The organism is Sphingobium sp. TKS (assembly GCF_001563265.1).
GTDB lineage: Bacteria > Pseudomonadota > Alphaproteobacteria > Sphingomonadales > Sphingomonadaceae > Sphingobium.
In genome coordinates, this window is sequence record NZ_CP005084.1 from 1 (window position 1) to 16,341 (window position 16,341).

Below are 16,341 nucleotides of genomic sequence, written 5' to 3' on the forward strand. Positions count from 1 at the left end.
ATGACCCGCGCCGCCAAGACCGAGGTCACCGACCAGTTCGAACTCTTCCTCCCCTATATTGCGGACATGCCGCTGCGCGACCAGCGCGAGATGATGGAGCGCCCCTTCTTCAGCCTCGCCAAGTCGAAGCGGGTCAAGCCGATCGACTATACCTCCCCTGACGGCAAGGCTTGGGTCCATGTCTCGGCCAATCCGGACTATGGCATGGCGACCATCTGGGACGCCGACATATTGATCTATTGCGCTTCGGTCCTGGCCGACATGGCGCGCCGCGGGCTCAACGACATTCCGCGCAAGCTGCATCTCATGCCCTATGACCTGCTGCGCGCTATCCATCGCCCGACCACAGGCCGCGCCTATGAACTGCTCGGCCAGTCGCTCGATCGCCTCGTCTCCACCACGATCAAGACCAATATCCGCGCCGAAAACCGCCGCGAAGCCACCTTTAGCTGGCTCGACGGCTGGACCCAGTTGGTCGACGAACGCACAGAGCGCTCGCGGGGCATGACCATCGAACTCAGCAACTGGTTCTACGAAGGCGTGCTGATGCAGGGCGGCGTGCTCAGCATCGACCGCGCTTATTTCGACCTGACCGGCGGCCGCGAACGCTGGCTCTACAAGGTGGCGCGCAAACATGCGGGCGGGGCAGGGGAGGGGGGTTTCGCCATCTCGATGCCGACCCTGTTCGAAAAGTCCGGGGCCGAAGGCGCCTATCGCCGCTTCAAGTTCGAGATCGCCAAGATAGCCGAACGCGACCCCCTGCCGGGCTATACGGTCGAACTGGAACAGGCCGACGGCAAGCGCGAACCGTCGCTGCGCATGCGCCGTCGCCCGCAGGCCGATCCCTTGCCCACCGCCACATCGGCCCCGCGGACAACAGCAGAGACGCGATCCGTGAACAACCGCAGGACGACGGCCATATCAGCGTCTTCCCCCGCTCCCGCCGGCAAAGAGCCCCTCGTCGATGCCGGCGACATGATCCGCCGGACCTTGGCCGGGCTTTCCGCCAAAGCCAGTGCCGGGGAACTCACAAATGCGACGCTGGCAACCCTGCGCGCCGAATATCCCGGCTGGGATTATCAGACGCTCCATCAGGAATTCCGCGACTGGCTGGACGCCGATCCCGCCCGCACGCCAGTCAATTATCAAAAGGCGTTCATCGGCTTCGTTCGCCGCTTCCACGAAAAGAACCGGCACCGCCTCTAGGCCGTAAACGCTTTGCTCTTCGCTGAATAGCGGTCCCCCAAAATCAAGCCGGGTTTTCCTGAAACACTCCGGCATTACGGCATCGCTGGAACGATCGATATGCGTTCTCATGCTTGAGATTCAGACAGACCTCCGTTTCGGCTATTCATCAGCGCTCCGCCTACAAATCCATGGCCGATCCGCGCCTTCAAACCCGCTCGACGAAGCGATAGGCAAGAAGCGTTCCCGAAGTGTCGGGTTATACCGATAGCAAAGCCAGCTTATGGTCCAGCCGCTCTCCACTCACTCCGCCTGCCGCTGATTTTGAACCTCCTTTCCGGCACCCTTGGCGAATATGATTCAATCTCCAGAACCCCGCCGGCGCAAAACAGCGTCCTTCGACATTCCAGGAACAAGGGTCGCTCCATCAGGAACGTTTTCCCGACATTTCGGGAACGGCATCCCCGACATTTCGGGAACGAACCATCGACCTTATGGGAACGCACCCTGGAACCCGACTCGTGCGATTGCTGCGATTCGCGCGGGATAGCGCGACCTCTAACTCTTTAACTTAACTAGAAACCTTATAACTACAGGGAGATATATGTTCTGGAATTGAGTTGGATAGGCTCTCAAAGGCCCATTCACTCTAACCGGCCTTCGTCAGCTTTTCGACCTGCGCCACCAGCTTCGTCGCACCCTGGTGGGAGATCCCCAGCAACCGGGCGACCGCCATCTTGCGGAGGCCCGGATAGGCCAGTTCCAGACGCATAAGTAAAGGCGCCTTGCTTCGCCGCGTCACCGTCAATTCGGCTGGCAGACGCGCCAGCTTCGCCTCAAGCCGGTCCAGTTCAGTCAACCCCTGTCCCGCTTGGCGAGCGACCATGGCAGCGATCTGCCCCGTCAATAGATCAACATCATCCGGCAGGAACCGCGGCAAGGCGACCAACGAGGGCAAGCGGCGCAAGCTCAGCCCGGTCGCCGCAAACGCGCCAGGAAGATGGCAAGCGAGAATCCATCCCATGTCGAACCGCCGCGGCTCGATACGCCATTGTCGCCCGTCCACGGTGGTCACCAGCTGGCCTTCGGTGACTGGCGTGTCGAGGCTCGCTCGAACATCGATCAGGCGCTGAGCGATCGCGTGAAAGGAAGCTGTAGGGTAGGGCGCCTCCAACAGCATCTGGGCCATGCGCCAGGCAGGGCCGAAGCGCACCAAGTCCTCGGCCGCCCATAGATCGGCTTCCTTCCGGTCGTCGAGCAGGGTTCGGGATATATTGAGCGTCGCCCGAACGATCGGATCATCACCATCCGCCGCGGAAAGGGCGAAATGGAACAAAGCCGCGATCGATAAAGGATCGTTCAGCCCCTCGCTATGCCGGGGCGGCGGCGTTCGTCCGCAAATCCAGTTTTGAAGGTCGGTAACCCCAATGGGAACGCCCGCAAAACTGGCCAGGGCCGCCGCCCCCTTCAATCTAGCCCTGGCTAGCCAGATGTCCGCTGCCGGGCTGTTGCAGAGCCGTCCGTCGAGTCGACCGAGGAGAAGCAGGGCGTGATCCGGTGAAGAAGAAAAATCCTGCATTTTCTAGGCATAGTGCAAGAAGCCCTACAACTAAAGAGCATGGTTGGTTGTATTGACTATGAGTCTATCGGAGGGGAAAGGGAGGAGCATGGGAACTATGCCTTGGCGGCGTCCGGCAAACGGATATCTCCATGCCATAATAACTCCGTCACCGCCAGCCTTTCAATTAACGCTAGATCAGGCGAACGGACAGGGCGACTGCAGTTCTTTGCTAAAAGGACCGGTCGAGATCCAGTGATCGCGTCGTGAAGGGTCTCCTCTGTTAGGTAACAAAGGCGGGGAGGGGCGAGAAGAACTATCTGCGCCCGGTCATGGAAGGAGAAACGAGGAATTGCCAATTTGCTCCTAGGAGGCTCGCCAGGCGTCGACAGGGCGCTTTTGGCATGCTGCTATGGAAACCTTTCCTTTTCCTTCTCAGGAAGCCTCTGGCGCTGCCTAATTTTTAGGCAGACCAGACTCGAATTTAGAATATTATGCTATGGTGCAGACATCAGAACCCAAGGGTTGGATGTTCGATCGAGGCCAAGCATCGCCGTCCGCAGAAAACAGCCACCCATGAACCGATAAATGGCAAGGCTATGGCATATCTTTGTCGATTCTCCCCTCAGTTCGACTTCGGCGGCTGCGTTAAACATTCACACCAAGATCCATTCGCCCGTATGCTGCCATATGTCTTTAAGGGCTTAATTCGCGGGGTTCCTGGCAGCTTCTGGAATATGCGGCAACGCGAGTTTCAAATATCCCATTGTGTCAGGCAGCGAGCAATCGCTGCGTCAGCACTCCTCTAGACGAAGTCGTATTTGTAGGTCTGTGAGAATTATTAATCCACCGGTTTGTCGGTTTGTATTCGTTGGATATATTCGCCCCGGATTGAGGTCTTATAGCTTCTCCGGGAACAGGGCTAACGCCGAGCAAGCAAGATGAGGTGATTTCACCGGATGCTTATCCGCCTCTTTGGCTGGAAGTGATCAAGCCGCGACTGGATCAATATGCCGGGGATAACAGGCAATTAAATTTTTGAACGAGATGAATACAATATTCGTATTTTATACCACAGTGTTTATCCATCATATAATGAAACTGGGGTAATCGTAGATACATATGTCATCGTAAAAACTGTTCGGGATATCGATTTGATGGATAGTCCAGGCGCGTTCACATCTCTCGCGAAGTATAGGGCAAGAGGCATATGAGGTCTAAACCGTCATCGCTTATGTCCTCCGCCTAGGTGGAGTGGGATATGTAAGGTGACATAATCGCATCCGCAGAACTGCTCTGAGGGAACGACCTTGTCTTGTGGTCCAGGCATCGTCTCTATGCATCTCGGATCGGAGGGTTTCGACAATCTTGGACACCGGCAATATAAGCAGGGCATTACTTTACAGGCTTAACCAGAGTGACCTCGATCATGGAGAGGTGTCGTTATTGCCGTTTAAAAGTGCGGAGTTGAACAGGGGGCAATCTCATACAAGGCGGTGATCCAAACCAAGTTTAAAGCCACTGTTGATAGCCATGCTCCGGGACAGAAAAACGCCCCAACCAGCAATAGCTGGTTGGGGCGTGATCTTGATCGGCGCTTTAAGAGGCTCGATAATCAGGCCGTTTGAGGCGTAGCCGCTTTGGGGGCAGGCTTTGCAGCCGGTTTTTTCTTGGCGGCCTTGGCAGGCGTTGCAGGCTTGTCGCCAGCCGCTGCCTTGTCGGCAGGCTTAACCCCTGCCGGAGCTGCATCCTTTTTAGGAGCGGCCGACGTGGCGATCGACAGGCGCTTGCGCGACGCTGCTGCCTTTGCTGCCGGAGCCTTGGCAGGAACGGTTTTGGCAGCAGGAGCCTTGGCCTCCACGGACTTCGCGGCAGGAGCCTTCGCTTCGGCCTGTTTTGCTTTTGCTGCTGGGGTCTTCGTGTCGGCGGCCTTGGCAGGCGCTTTTGCTGCAGCGGATTTCCCAGCAGGCGCCGGCTTGGTCACCGCAGTCTTCGGAGCTGCCGGCGCGGCGGCTGGCTCGGGCGCCTTCTTGGCGTTCACCGGCTTGCGGCCAAGACCCAGCTTGGTGGCGACTGCGCGCCGCGCTTCCGAATAGTTGGGCGCGACCAGCGGATAGGATTTCGGCAGGCCATAGCGTTCGCGATAATCATTGGGCGTCAGGCCATGGCTGGCGAGATGGCGCTTCAACGTCTTGTACGGCTTGCCGTCGATCATGCTCAGAATATGATCGGGCGAGGACAAGCTTTTGCGCACGGAAACGGCCGGCGTGTAAGTCGGCGCCGATGCCTCGGCGGGCTTCGCAGCCAGATCATCAGTCAAGGCCAGGCGCGTGGTTCGAATGAGGTCGGCAAGACCTTCGCTCCCGACATTATTGTTGGAGACAAAGGCGCTCACCAGCTGAACAGTGAGCGTCGTGATGTCAGGCTGGTTGTTTTCAGACATTGGCCCCGCTTCCCATCTTTGAGTAATAGAAACGGCCTTTTGCGCGGTTTTGCGTAAAATGTAAATCCGAAACGATTGAAACAGCGCTATTCAGTGCTTTTGTAAAGGAACAAACAACCTTGTTGTTTCGAGATGGCACACCGGCTGGCCTCCAAACTTGCCTCTACCAGTTGTCGACTTTCCGGCCGGAATTCGACAGTTCCGGCCCGCTGACGCGATGGTTTGCGCGGGGAAATGCGGGCTGTGGACTATATTCGTTTTCAGCATGACAATGCTGAAAACGAATATGCGGATATTTTGATGCCATGAGATCTATTCCTGTCCAACGCATCCGTTCAGGCGAAAAAAAGGCCGATCTTTCGACCGGCCTATTGAGTTTAGGAGAGGATGCCTGAAAGGCACCCGCCAAATGGCGGTCCGAGCCCATTATGGCAAATACGAAGCGCGGTGATGTGATTGCGTCCGATGCAATCCGGTGCATTCAGCCGGCATCGTGCGCCATTGCGGCACCGGCAAAGATCATGGGCTTTTGGAGGAGGGGAGGGGCAGGCTCCATCCTGCCGTGATGGCGCGCGCCCCGCCCAAGCGGCAGGGGCGCGCCAGTCGATCAAGAAAGGATCTCGCCTGGTCGTCCAGGCCGATCCTTCCGATCTTTTCATCGGCGGCCGATCGTCGCCGCCGAAGACCGGCTTAGCCGTTCAACTGGTCCTTCACGGCCTTCGCCGGGGTGAAGGTCAGCTTCTTGGAAGCGGCGATCTGGATCACGGCGCCGGTCGAAGGATTGCGGCCTTCGCGAGCGGGCTGGTCCTTGACCTTGAACTTGCCAAATCCGTTCAGCGAAACTTCGTCGCCCTTCGCGGCGGCACCGGCGATCGCGGCGAAAACGCCGTCGACATATTTGCGCGCGTCGGCCTTGGTCAGGCCATGATCGGCGGCCAGTGCTTCGGCGAGTTCAGTATTGTTCATGATGATCTCCCTTTCGTGGACGGATGGTCTTAACCTGTCTCTTCGCGCTCAACTAGTCCCTTTGCGACCGGATATCAGCGAAAATCAGCGTTAAAATCGCGTCATTCCGGCTTTTTGGCTCTGAATCGGGCGTGGTCGGCGTCGTTCGGGCGCTTTCCCTCCCGGATCGCGACTCTGTCGCCTGATTTGAGCGGGTCCAGGCAAGGGGCTGTTTTCGTCCTCTTAGAACCCCGGCCGGGGGGTGTTGCTCCGGTTTCGCCAAAATGGGCGCAATTGTCGCGACGGCCTGCCGCCGTCCGGTTGCCCGGTGACCGGCAAATGCCCGTTTTCGTCTTTTACGAAAGCTTGCGAATATCACCGATCCGGTCCCGGTTGCAGGTGAAGGCCGCGCCATTTTCTCCCATCCTTCCTTCAGGGCGGCCGCTTTGGCGTCCAAGGTGGCATGGGACGATGTGGCAGCAGATCATGGCGGGGATGACGCTGCGCAAGCGCGCTGCGCGGGGGATTGCGATTGGCCTGGGCCTGATGCTGGCGGCCCCGGCGCTGGCGCAGGATGGGCCGGGGCAAACGGGCACGGCGCCGATCATCGAGCGTGACCGCACGGATCGGCTGGAGCCGCAAATCGCGCCCCCGCCTGCCGCTGCACCCCGTCCGGCGCCGTCGATCGAGGGCGCGCCTGCAGGGGCGTCCGCCAGCTTCGCCGTGCTGACCCGGCTCCATTATAGCGGGACGACGCTGCCCTCCGCGCGGCTGGATGCCGTCACGGCATCCTATATTGGCCAGCCCCTGAGCGGCGAGACGTTGCAGGCGATCGCCAATGCGATCAGTGCCGTTTACGCAAAGAGCGACATTGCCTTCTATTCCGTCTCCATCCCCCCGCAGGTGCCCATCGGCGGCGTCCTGACCATCCGGCTAGTGGAGGGTCAGGTGAGGGATTATCGGCTGGCGGGCATGTCGCCCAGCATGCCGGCCGGCCTGATCGCCGCGCATATGCGCCGTCTGATGCGCGATGCGCCGCTGCGCAAGAGCAGGCTGGAACGGACGCTGTCTCTGCTGCGCGACATTCCGGGGCAGACAGTCGATGCCCGGCTTCGGCAGTCGGGCGCGTCGGGCGACCTTCTGATCGACCTGATCGTCAAGCGCAAGCAAGTGCAGGTCGGGCTGACGATCGACAATAGCGGCGTCAGCAATGTCGTGGATGGCGTGCAGGCGCAGATGTCCGTCACGGTCAACGGCATGGCGCGGGAAGGCGACAGCACACGAATGTCCGGTTATCTGCCCTTCTATCCCGACCGTTATCAATATTATTCGCTCAGCCACAGCACGCCGATCGGCAGCAATGGCCTGACGTTGAGCGCGCAGGCCGCCCATGTGCAGACCCGATCACGCAACAGCAGGACGAAGGGCGAAGCGACACTGGCCGGGCTGACGTTAAGCTATCCCATCTTGCGGTCGGCCAAGTCCAATCTATCGGTCACGGCGTCAGTCGACGGCATCGACAGCGACAATTATTTTCTCGACATCCGCTTTGGCGATTACCGATCGAGGGCGTTGCGTCTGGGCGCATCCTGGTCCCACGCCGATGCGACGAGCGGTTATGCGCTTTCGGCGGTGGTCAGCCAAGGGCTGAATGCGCTGGGCGCCAGACCCTTTGCCGGCTTTTCCGAAACAGGCTTCACCAAGATCAATGTTCAGGCCATCGCAGTGAAGGGGATCAGCCGGAAACTCAGCCTCAGGACTTCGATCAAAGGACAATATTCGAAAGACGATCTGCCAGTAACGGAACGCTTCCCGCTTGGCGGCCGGGGCGCGGGCATGGCCTTCCGCACCGGAACGCTGACGGCGGAACAGGCGGTCGCGGGCAGCGCGGAACTCACATGGTCGCTGCCCGCCCGATCACCGTTGCTGAAGGCGAGCGCGCTGTTCATTGCCTTCGACGGCGCGCTGGCGCGCAGCACGGCGCGGCCCGTCTATCGTCTCGCGGCGCAGGACTATAGTCTCGCATCGGCGGGGGGTGGGGTACGGCTGGGCCTAGGGCCGAAATGGCGCGTCAGCGCGGAGGTGGCCGTGCCGGTGAAGCGCCCCGATCCGGCCTATAGCCGCAAGGCACGTTTTTTCTTCGGGGTAGGGCGGGCGTTTTGATCCGCCTTTTTTTGCGAATACGCAAAAACACATGCGCAGGAAGTATGACGATGAACAATGTGTGGGAGGTTTGGCCGTCGGCGCTGACCGGAGCGGAATGCGACGCGATCGTCAAGCGAGCGGCGCTTTATGCGCCGGAAAGCGCGACCGTTGGCTTCGCGCAGGGCGCGCGTAGCGATCATGCCTATCGGTCCTCCACCATAAGCTGGCTGGATGTTCACCGCGACAAGGATATCGTCGACCGCCTGATGCAGTTCATTCATTCGTCCAACCGCACCAATTTCGGGATCGATATCGCAGGGCCGTATGACCTGCAATATACCGAATATCATGGCCGGGCGCAGGGCAAATATGACTGGCATCAGGATGTCTGGCAGGAATCCTCCCGTCCCTTCGACCGCAAGCTGTCGGTGGTGGTGCAATTGTCCGATCCGGAGGACTATGAGGGTGGAGCCTTCGAATTTTTCGGTCTTCAGCAGCCAGGCGTGAATTTCGCGCCGCGGGGCAGCATGTTGATCTTCCCCTCCTTCCTCCAGCATCGCGTCCTGCCCGTGACCAAAGGCGTGCGGCGCAGCCTGGTGAGCTGGGTCGAAGGGCCAAGATGGCGATGAGCTGCCGCTGACGGCCTGATCACTCTCTCCCCTGTCATTTCGATAGACCAACCTGGTCGTCGGCTGAATGCGGCGACCGGAATGCTCGCGCACGGCCCGATGCGCCTATGCGGTCTTCTTGAGCATATCCGGCTAAGCGGCGCTCTATTGAGAGACCGGCCGATGTTAGATTGCGGCATAGTCGCTGCGCGACGTCTATGCCCGCGGCGGGTCCAAGACTGGCGATAGGTGCTTCCACAATAGCGATTACGTCCATCTCGACGAAATCGAATGAGAATGAACCGTTCCGGAAGAAAGCAGATGAAAATCGATTTTCTTGCTCAACGGCTCATTTTGCGAATGTGGAGCCTTTGCGAAGGCCAAAAATGAGATGTCGTCGGGAAGTTCCTTATGCTGTAACCGGCTTTGCGCATATGGTGATGTCTTGTTGCGCGCTCTGATGGAACGGATTTGGAACCGGGAATATATTCCAACCAGACCGGTTTCTTCTTGACGAGGCGATAAGGACTGTCCGGCTTAACTTGCCCCCTGTTGCGATCTGCTCGCAGAAAAACAGGGAGTCTTGCAATGCCACGTTATGGATCGGTCCGATCGGGAAGGCACTATTTGTTGTGCGCCACGGCGATACCTCTTCTTTTGCTCAGTGCCTGTGCCGATGGAGTGGGGTTTGACATAGGAGCGGGGGGTGGGGGCCAATCCCCGTCCGGCCCCAGCGGACCCACCGGCCCGACCAACCCCTCCGGCCCGAGTGGCCCCACTGGCCCCAGCGGTCCAACCGGGCCTGCCGGTCCTTCTGGTCCCGGCGGTCCGACTGGTCCCTCCAGCCCGACGGGCCCTGCCGGTCCCACTGGTCCCGGTGGTCCGACCGGACCAGGCGGTCCTACTGGTCCTGCCGGCCCGACAGGTCCTGGTGGTCCCACCGGTCCGACCAGCCCGGTCGGCCCCACGGCCAGCGGATCGATCATTGGAGCGTCCGTAGGCAATCTGCCTGTCGTTGGTCCCACCGGCACTGGCTCGCTGATCGGCGTCAATGTGCTGCCGGGTGAAACGCCCGCGACGGGCAGCGTGGCGACGGTCGATCTGCTGACGGGGGATGGCACGGTTGCGCAGGTCGCTCTGCCGACCACCCCCCAAAGCGTGCAGCAGGGTTTGGCGCCCGTAGGCACTCTTGCCGGAACCCTGCTCGGCGCCCCGGCCGGAGGGGCTGTGACGCAACTCACCGACGGTCTTTCACCGACGGTGGCGGCTGTCACCTCCGCCGTTGGCCAGCTCGCCACGCCGCTGCTTGGGACAGTCAACGGGGCGCTGTCGCCCGCCACTGATCCGCTGGTTGGTGACAATGGCGTTCTCGCCCCTGTGACAGGGTTGGTCGAAAATGCGGTCGGCGGCCTGACGGGCGTGCTGGGCGGCGTCGGCGGGGATCCCTCCGCCGCGCCGGGCGGGCCGCTCGTCGGCGCGAATGTCGGCGGCAATGCGCTGACCGGCGCCCCCACTGCCGATACGCTGGTCGGGGTCAATCTGCTGCCATCCGAAGGCGGGGCGGTGGCCGGACAATTGGCAACGGTCGGTATCCTGTCGCAGGGCAATCTGGTCGATGTGGCCGTGCCGACGACGGCTGCCGGGGTCGAGGCTGGATTGCAGCCGGTCGGCAATCTCGCAGGCGGCATATTGGGACCGCAAGCTGGAACGACCGTCAACCAGGTTACTGGCGCAGTAGCTCCCGTGGTCGCGACCGTCACCAGCACGGTCGACAGCGTCGCCGCGCCGCTGCTCGACACCGTCAACAGCCTGGCCCCAACGCTGCCCGGAGGAGAGAGCGGGGGGCCGCTCGCGCCGGTAACGGGCGTGGTCGATGGCTTGCTGGGCGCGGGACAGGGGACCGGCGATGCCCTTGCCCCCGTCACGGGCCTGTTGAACGGGGCTCTCACCCCGGCGACCGGATCGGGCCAGACGACCGCTCCTGTGACCGGCCTGCTCGGCGGACTGCTTGGAGGTAACTGACGCTGGTGCGCGGTCCGGCATGGTCCTCATGCATGGCGGACTGCGCGCCGACGATGCTCTCCCCCATTAGCCCCCGGGGGAAGGGCGGGGGCGAGGAGGCAGTGGGCGCACTGCCTCCTCAAACCCTCAAGCGCCAGGCCGGGAGGCTTTTGCGCACACGCAAAAATTTTCGCCAAAGGGGAATTCCATCTTGTCGAACCGTCTTTTTCCGATCCGTCGTTTGATCCAGAGCGTTGTCGCGCTGCTGTTGCTCGCTACTCAGCCCGCCATTGCCGATCCCTATGCGCCCTATGCCGCAACGCCCGGTGAGGCAGCGGTCGGCGCGATGCTGGATGCGATGCCTGGCGCGGCCACCAGCGACCGTGCTGCCATGCTGGCGTCGATCGATGCCCTGCCGACGGCGACGGCGCGGGCCGATGCGCTGGGTCAGCTTTCGCCGCGCAGCTATTCCCTGCTGCCCCGCCTGTCGATCCAGTCGATGGACGCCGCCGACCGCGAGATCCGCTCCTGGCTTGCCGAGCGACGCAGCATCGCCATCGACGCGCCCGCCAGCGTTCCGGTGAGCGGCGATCGCACCATCACCATGATGCTGACCGGCGGCGTCAAGCAGGCGACATATAAAGGCCGCATCGACCGGCCGGAGGTGGAGTCCGACAGCCGGTCGCTGCGCTTCGCCATCGACGTGAAGCCGGTGCACGGCCTGATCGTCGGCGCGTCGCTGGGCATTGACGGCATCGATGCCCAACTCGATCCGGCGCAGCGCCCGCGCATCAGCCAGTTCAACAGCATGATCGGTCCCTATGTCAGCTATAGCAACGGCCGTTTCTACGCCGATGCGACGGCATCCTATACGCTGTCCGAATATAAGTTGCGGCGCCTGATCAGCTGGCCGGGCTTTACCGGCCGGATGGTGGCGCCGGTCGATGGCGACGGCTGGGCTGCTTCGGGCGAAGCGGGCGCCATGGTTCGCGCAGGGGCGGTCCGGATACAGCCCTTTGCCGGTCTGCATTACCGCTATGCCGATGTGAGCGGCTTTAAGGAAAATGGCGCCGACGCCGCGCTTGAGGTGGCCGCGTTCCGCACAAAATCGCTGCGCGGCGCTTTAGGCGCGCGCGCCTCCGTCAATGTCGCGAAGGGCGGCTGGACGCTGCGCCCCTCGGTTGAGGCGCAATGGCAGCGCGAATTGCGCAGCCGGCCCGACAGCCGGATCGAGGCCCGCTTCGCCACTCGTGACCTGCCGATCTTCACGCTGCGCCCCACGCGGCTGGCGCGCGATGCGGGCCTGGTCAATGCCGGGATCAGCGCAACCTGGAACAGCCGCACGTCCGTCCGGCTGGGTTATGCGGGCGAGTTCAGCTCCGACCGCCACGTCCATGCCGCAACGCTGACAGTGGGCCGCCGCTTCTAGAGCATCGTGCGGGAAAGTGGGAACCGGTTTTCCGCTTAAAACGATGCGACAACAAGGAATTAGAGCGCGCGCCCTGCGTCCGATTTAGCGCAGCGCGCTCTAGGGAGGACAATGGATTGCTCCAAAACGAACCGGGTTTTCCGCCACAACCGCGCTTATCCGGCTATTGCGCACCCACGCTACGCAAAAAGGAGTGATCCATGGCCCGCTTTATCCGCGACATATTGGCGACCCTGGCCCATGAGCCCGCCGCCAAAGCCCCCGCCGATGAGGAGCAACTGAGCCGTCTCGATGAACGACTGGCGCATTTTGCTGACAAGGGCGCGGGATCGCGGGGGGCGATTTCGGTCCAGCCGGACGAATGTTCGGTCTGGGACGGCAATCCGCGTGACCAGCCGGGGCTGACCGCCGATAGCTGCCGCTCGCTGATCGATTCCATCGCCAGCGAGGGCGGCAACCGCATCCCCGTTCTGGTGCGTCTCAATCCGCCGGGTTCGGACCGGCCCTATCAGCTTCTGGTCGGCAGCCGCCGCCGTTTCGCGGTGGACTGGCTCAACCATAATGGGCGGCCGGAATTGCGACTGGCGGCTTTGGTCGTCGACCTGTCCGACGAGGAAGCCTTCCGCCTGGCCGATATCGAAAATCGCGAGCGGGCGGACATCAGCGAACTGGACCGGGCGCGCAGTTATCAGCATGCGGTCGACCGCTTCTATGGCGGGGTGCAATCGCGCATGGCCGAGGCGCTGAATCTGTCGAACAGCCAGTTGAGCCGCTTGCTCGCTTTGGCGCAATTGCCCGAGGAGGTGGTCAATGCCTTCGCCACCAAGGACGAATTGCGGGTGCGCTATTCGGAACTGCTGACCCCGCTGTTGCGCCGCCACGACCAGCGCGGGCGGATGATTGCCGAAGCGCAACTGATCGGGGAGCAACAGCAGGCGCTCGCCCGCGAAGGCGATCGCATGATCCCGCCTGCCACGGTGCTGGCGCGGCTGCGCGAAGCCGCCATGCCCCAAGCGCCGGAGGAAACCCGCGACATTGCGATCATCGCGGGCGGCGCGCGCATCGGTCGCGCCAAGCCCGGCCGCAGCGGCGCCCTGACGATCGACCTCAGCATATCGGAGGATGCCGATCTGGACGAGTTGCTGGCCCGGCTGCGTGAAACCATCGTCGCGGTACGCGCTGCTCCGATGGTGGCCTAGGCTGCGCCGATAGCAGGGCTAAGGTGCCGACCGCCGTTATACCGAGCGAGGTGGGCAGACTTTGCGTACACGCAAAACCGATGAGGCTTCATCCTCAAGGATTGGAACGGGACGGGGCGGCGGTGTCCTTCTGACCATAGGTGGCAGCAAGATAGGCGGCGATGCGTGCCGCATCAGCGGGTTCGATCGGCGCGCCATAGACCTTGACCATCTTGGTTACGCTGTCGTTCCAGAACTGCGCGCCCTTGCCGCGAGGCTGGCTGGTTACATAGTCCAGCGAGTGACAGGCGGAGCAAGTCGTTGCCGCCAATTCCACATCGGGACCGGGCAGCAGGGCGATCGGCCGCTCGTCAGGCAGTCGATAGCCCGCTGCGGCTGCGCCGGTGGCAAAGAGCAGGGCGATGGGGAGCAGCGCTTTCATAGGGCGACGATCTCCACGGCTTCGACGACGTTGCGCATATAGCCGGCGGGTTGCCAGCGGGGCTCCAACGGCTGGACCTCTCCCGACCGGCTGGTGGCGCGGACCAGAATGCGGTGGCGGCCGGGTGGCAGGCTTTGCGACAATTGCCAGGGGCGGAAGCTGTAACGGCCCAGATCCTCGCCCAGTGCCGCCTGCTGCCAGCTTTGGCCGCCATCGGACGATATGTCGACGCGTGCAATCCCTGTCCCGCCGTCGAAGGCGATGCCCGACAGCAACATCGGTCTTCCCGCGGCGATCTGCGCGTTGGGCGCATGGCTGGTGAGAAAGGAGCGAATGTTGAGGCGGCCGATCGGACGGGTCTTGTCGGGCTTGCCGCCGGGCGTCACGCAAGCACAGTCATTGTCGGGAATACGATAGGCCGTCTTCATCCAATAGCCGTCATAAGCCGCATCGACGACGTTGATCTCATTCAGATGCTTGACCCAATAGGTGCCGTAATGTCCCGGCACGACCAATCGCAGCGGATAGCCGTTGAGAAAAGGCAGGTCGGCACCGTTCATCGCCCAGGCGATCATCACCTCGCCGTCGCGGGCATGGTCGATATCCAGCGCCTTGATGAAATCGGGAACGCCCTCAGCTTGGGGATTGTCGAGGCCGTTGAAAGTCACTTGCCGGGCGCCCGCCCGAACGCCTGCTTGATCGAGCAGCGCGCGCAGCGGAACGCCGCGCCAGCGGGCATTGCCCATCGCGCCATTGCCAAGCTGGCCACCGCCGACCCGCGGTTCGAAAAAGCCGCGCCCATTGCCGGAACATTGGTTGACCGCGACGATTTCCTGGACCGGGAAGTCGCGCTTCAATTCCGTGAGCGAGAGGGAGAGCGGCCTGTCGACATGTCCCCCGATCGCAAGCCGGAACTGCCGCGCATCGATGGCGAGCGGCAGGTCCGAAAGATGATAGCGGACGAAAAAGGCGTCATTGGGCGTGATCGGCCCTTCGTTGAACAGCGCCAAAGGCGTCTCGAGCTGTGGTGGCCGGGTGGTGAGACGGATGAGCGGACGCTTTTGCGGATAGCGGACAAGGGGACGCTCGCCATTGGCAAAGGGCAGGGTGATATGCCCTTCGTTCGCCCGGCCCCAAAGGGATGTCGGCCATAACGCGCCCGCCATGGCCGTGATGAGTCCGCGCCGGTTAATGCTTTCCATGCTTCGTCCTCCCATTATGGCTGTCCGGTCGTGGACCAACTTCCCTGCTGACGATCGGAAGCCGGTGACATGGTGCGCAGGCTGGCCTCGTCTCTTTTTGCGCCTATCGAATTTGACGGATCGTCGGGGCGGGCGCTTCGACGATGCTTCCTGGTGGGACATCCTGCCGGAGCCAGAGATTGCCGCCGATGCGGGAGCCCGCGCCGATCTTCACCCGCCCGATGACGCTGGTATTGGCGTGGATGACGACATCGTCTTCGATGATGGGATGCCGCAAAATATCGTGATGGCCCTCGACATCCGGATCGCCGCCAAGCGTGACGCCCTGATAGAGCCGCACCCGGTCCCCGATGATCGTCGTTTCCCCGATCACGACGCCCGTTCCATGATCGATGAAGAAGCTGCGGCCAATGGTCGCACCGGGATGAATGTCGATCCCCGTGCGTTCATGCGCAATCTCCGCGATGACCCGGGCCACCAGCGGCGCGCCCAATGTGTAGAGAAGATGGGCGATGCGATGATGGATCACGGCGGTCAGCGACGGATAGGCGAGCAGCACTTCATCCACGCTGCGCGCAGCGGGATCGGCGGCGTAGCCCGCCTCCACATCGGTATCGAGCAGGCGGCGGATGGCCGGCAGCCGGGCGGCGAATATGCCGATCGTCCGATCGACGTCGATCGCAATGGCCTGCTGATCGCTGTCGGGTTCGTGATAGCCGCGTTCCAGCCTGATCTGCGCGGCGAGCTGCGACAGCGTGGATTCCAGAGCGGCCGCCACATAATTATTCTCATTCTGGGCGGTCAGTTCCGGCGGGCCGAAACGCAGCGGGAAAAGGGCGATCGCCAACTCGCGGGAGATGCGTTGAAGCGCCTGGCGTGAAGGAAAATAGACGCCCTGTTCGGCGTGGCGCGCATGCCCGGCGCGCCAGTCCAGCCGCGCCTGGAGCAGCCCCTCGACGACGAGGTCGATCTGCCGGGGGAATTCGATGCCTTTGTCGGACGGTGCATGTTCGAATGTAATGTTCATTTTGCTTCCGGATGAAAACCCAAGGCCGCCTATATCTACCATTAAGATAGTAAAAAGGAGAGGGTTTATCCATTGTCGGGTGAAGCTCTGGTTTCAGCCGCCATTTCCCGGAGCCGGTCGAGGCAGGCGACGGCAATTTTCCGCCCAAGGCATCGTCCAGCGGTAGCAGAATGTTCTG

12 protein-coding genes are annotated in these 16,341 nt (G+C 61.8%); 6 read left to right on the top strand and 6 right to left on the bottom strand.

The window, feature by feature from the left end; genetic code table 11:
• Window positions 1–1,206: a replication initiator protein A gene (locus K426_RS21000; RefSeq protein ID WP_066562110.1), complete on the top strand. Its 1,206-nt coding sequence runs from the start codon at window positions 1–3 to the stop codon at window positions 1,204–1,206.
• A 628-nt stretch (window positions 1,207–1,834) separates the two neighbouring features.
• On the opposite strand, the gene K426_RS21005 is transcribed toward K426_RS21000, so the two are convergent.
• The 3 genes from K426_RS21005 to K426_RS21015 form a co-directional block, all read right to left on the bottom strand.
• Window positions 1,835–2,764: a hypothetical protein gene (locus K426_RS21005; protein WP_066562112.1), complete on the bottom strand. Its 930-nt coding sequence runs from the start codon at window positions 2,762–2,764 to the stop codon at window positions 1,835–1,837.
• 1,594 nt (window positions 2,765–4,358) lie between these two features.
• Window positions 4,359–5,186, bottom strand: coding sequence for a MucR family transcriptional regulator (locus K426_RS21010; protein ID WP_066562114.1), 828 nt, complete (start codon window positions 5,184–5,186; stop codon window positions 4,359–4,361).
• Window positions 5,187–5,876: 690 nt separating this feature from the next.
• A complete protein-coding gene (locus K426_RS21015) occupies window positions 5,877–6,152 on the bottom strand; it encodes an HU family DNA-binding protein (RefSeq protein ID WP_013849042.1) in 276 nt (91 codons plus the stop codon).
• Between the two features lie 474 nt (window positions 6,153–6,626).
• On the opposite strand from K426_RS21015, the gene K426_RS21020 reads away from it, so the two are divergent.
• The 5 genes from K426_RS21020 to K426_RS21040 all read left to right on the top strand — a co-directional run bounded on the left by K426_RS21020 (window position 6,627) and on the right by K426_RS21040 (window position 13,513).
• A complete protein-coding gene (locus K426_RS21020) occupies window positions 6,627–8,294 on the top strand; it encodes a ShlB/FhaC/HecB family hemolysin secretion/activation protein (protein ID WP_066563684.1) in 1,668 nt (555 codons plus the stop codon).
• Between the two features lie 50 nt (window positions 8,295–8,344).
• Window positions 8,345–8,905 carry a 2OG-Fe(II) oxygenase gene (locus K426_RS21025; RefSeq protein ID WP_066563686.1) on the top strand — a complete coding sequence of 187 codons (561 nt, stop codon included), beginning with the start codon at window positions 8,345–8,347 and terminating at the stop codon, window positions 8,903–8,905.
• A 1,032-nt stretch (window positions 8,906–9,937) separates the two neighbouring features.
• Entirely contained in the window at window positions 9,938–10,906 is a 969-nt protein-coding gene (locus K426_RS21030; RefSeq protein ID WP_237230124.1) for a hypothetical protein, read from the top strand.
• A gap of 190 nt (window positions 10,907–11,096) precedes the next feature.
• Window positions 11,097–12,314, top strand: coding sequence for an autotransporter outer membrane beta-barrel domain-containing protein (locus K426_RS21035; protein ID WP_066562120.1), 1,218 nt, complete (start codon window positions 11,097–11,099; stop codon window positions 12,312–12,314).
• Between the two features lie 200 nt (window positions 12,315–12,514).
• Window positions 12,515–13,513, top strand: coding sequence for a ParB/RepB/Spo0J family partition protein (locus K426_RS21040; RefSeq protein ID WP_066562124.1), 999 nt, complete (start codon window positions 12,515–12,517; stop codon window positions 13,511–13,513).
• A 94-nt stretch (window positions 13,514–13,607) separates the two neighbouring features.
• On the opposite strand, the gene sorB is transcribed toward K426_RS21040, so the two are convergent.
• The 3 genes from sorB to epsC all read right to left on the bottom strand — a co-directional run bounded on the left by sorB (window position 13,608) and on the right by epsC (window position 16,163).
• Window positions 13,608–13,934, bottom strand: a complete 327-nt coding sequence (gene sorB, locus K426_RS21045; protein WP_066562126.1) for a SorB family sulfite dehydrogenase c-type cytochrome subunit — start codon at window positions 13,932–13,934, stop codon at window positions 13,608–13,610.
• The gene (gene sorA / locus K426_RS21050) at window positions 13,931–15,136 is read right to left on the bottom strand and encodes a SorA family sulfite dehydrogenase catalytic subunit (protein ID WP_257721823.1); all 1,206 of its coding nucleotides are present in this window, start codon (window positions 15,134–15,136) and stop codon (window positions 13,931–13,933) included. Before sorA ends, sorB begins: the two co-directional genes overlap by 4 nt.
• A 103-nt stretch (window positions 15,137–15,239) precedes the next feature.
• A complete protein-coding gene (gene epsC, locus K426_RS21055) occupies window positions 15,240–16,163 on the bottom strand; it encodes a serine O-acetyltransferase EpsC (RefSeq protein WP_145907549.1) in 924 nt (307 codons plus the stop codon).
• Between the last annotated feature and the right edge of the window lie 178 nt (window positions 16,164–16,341).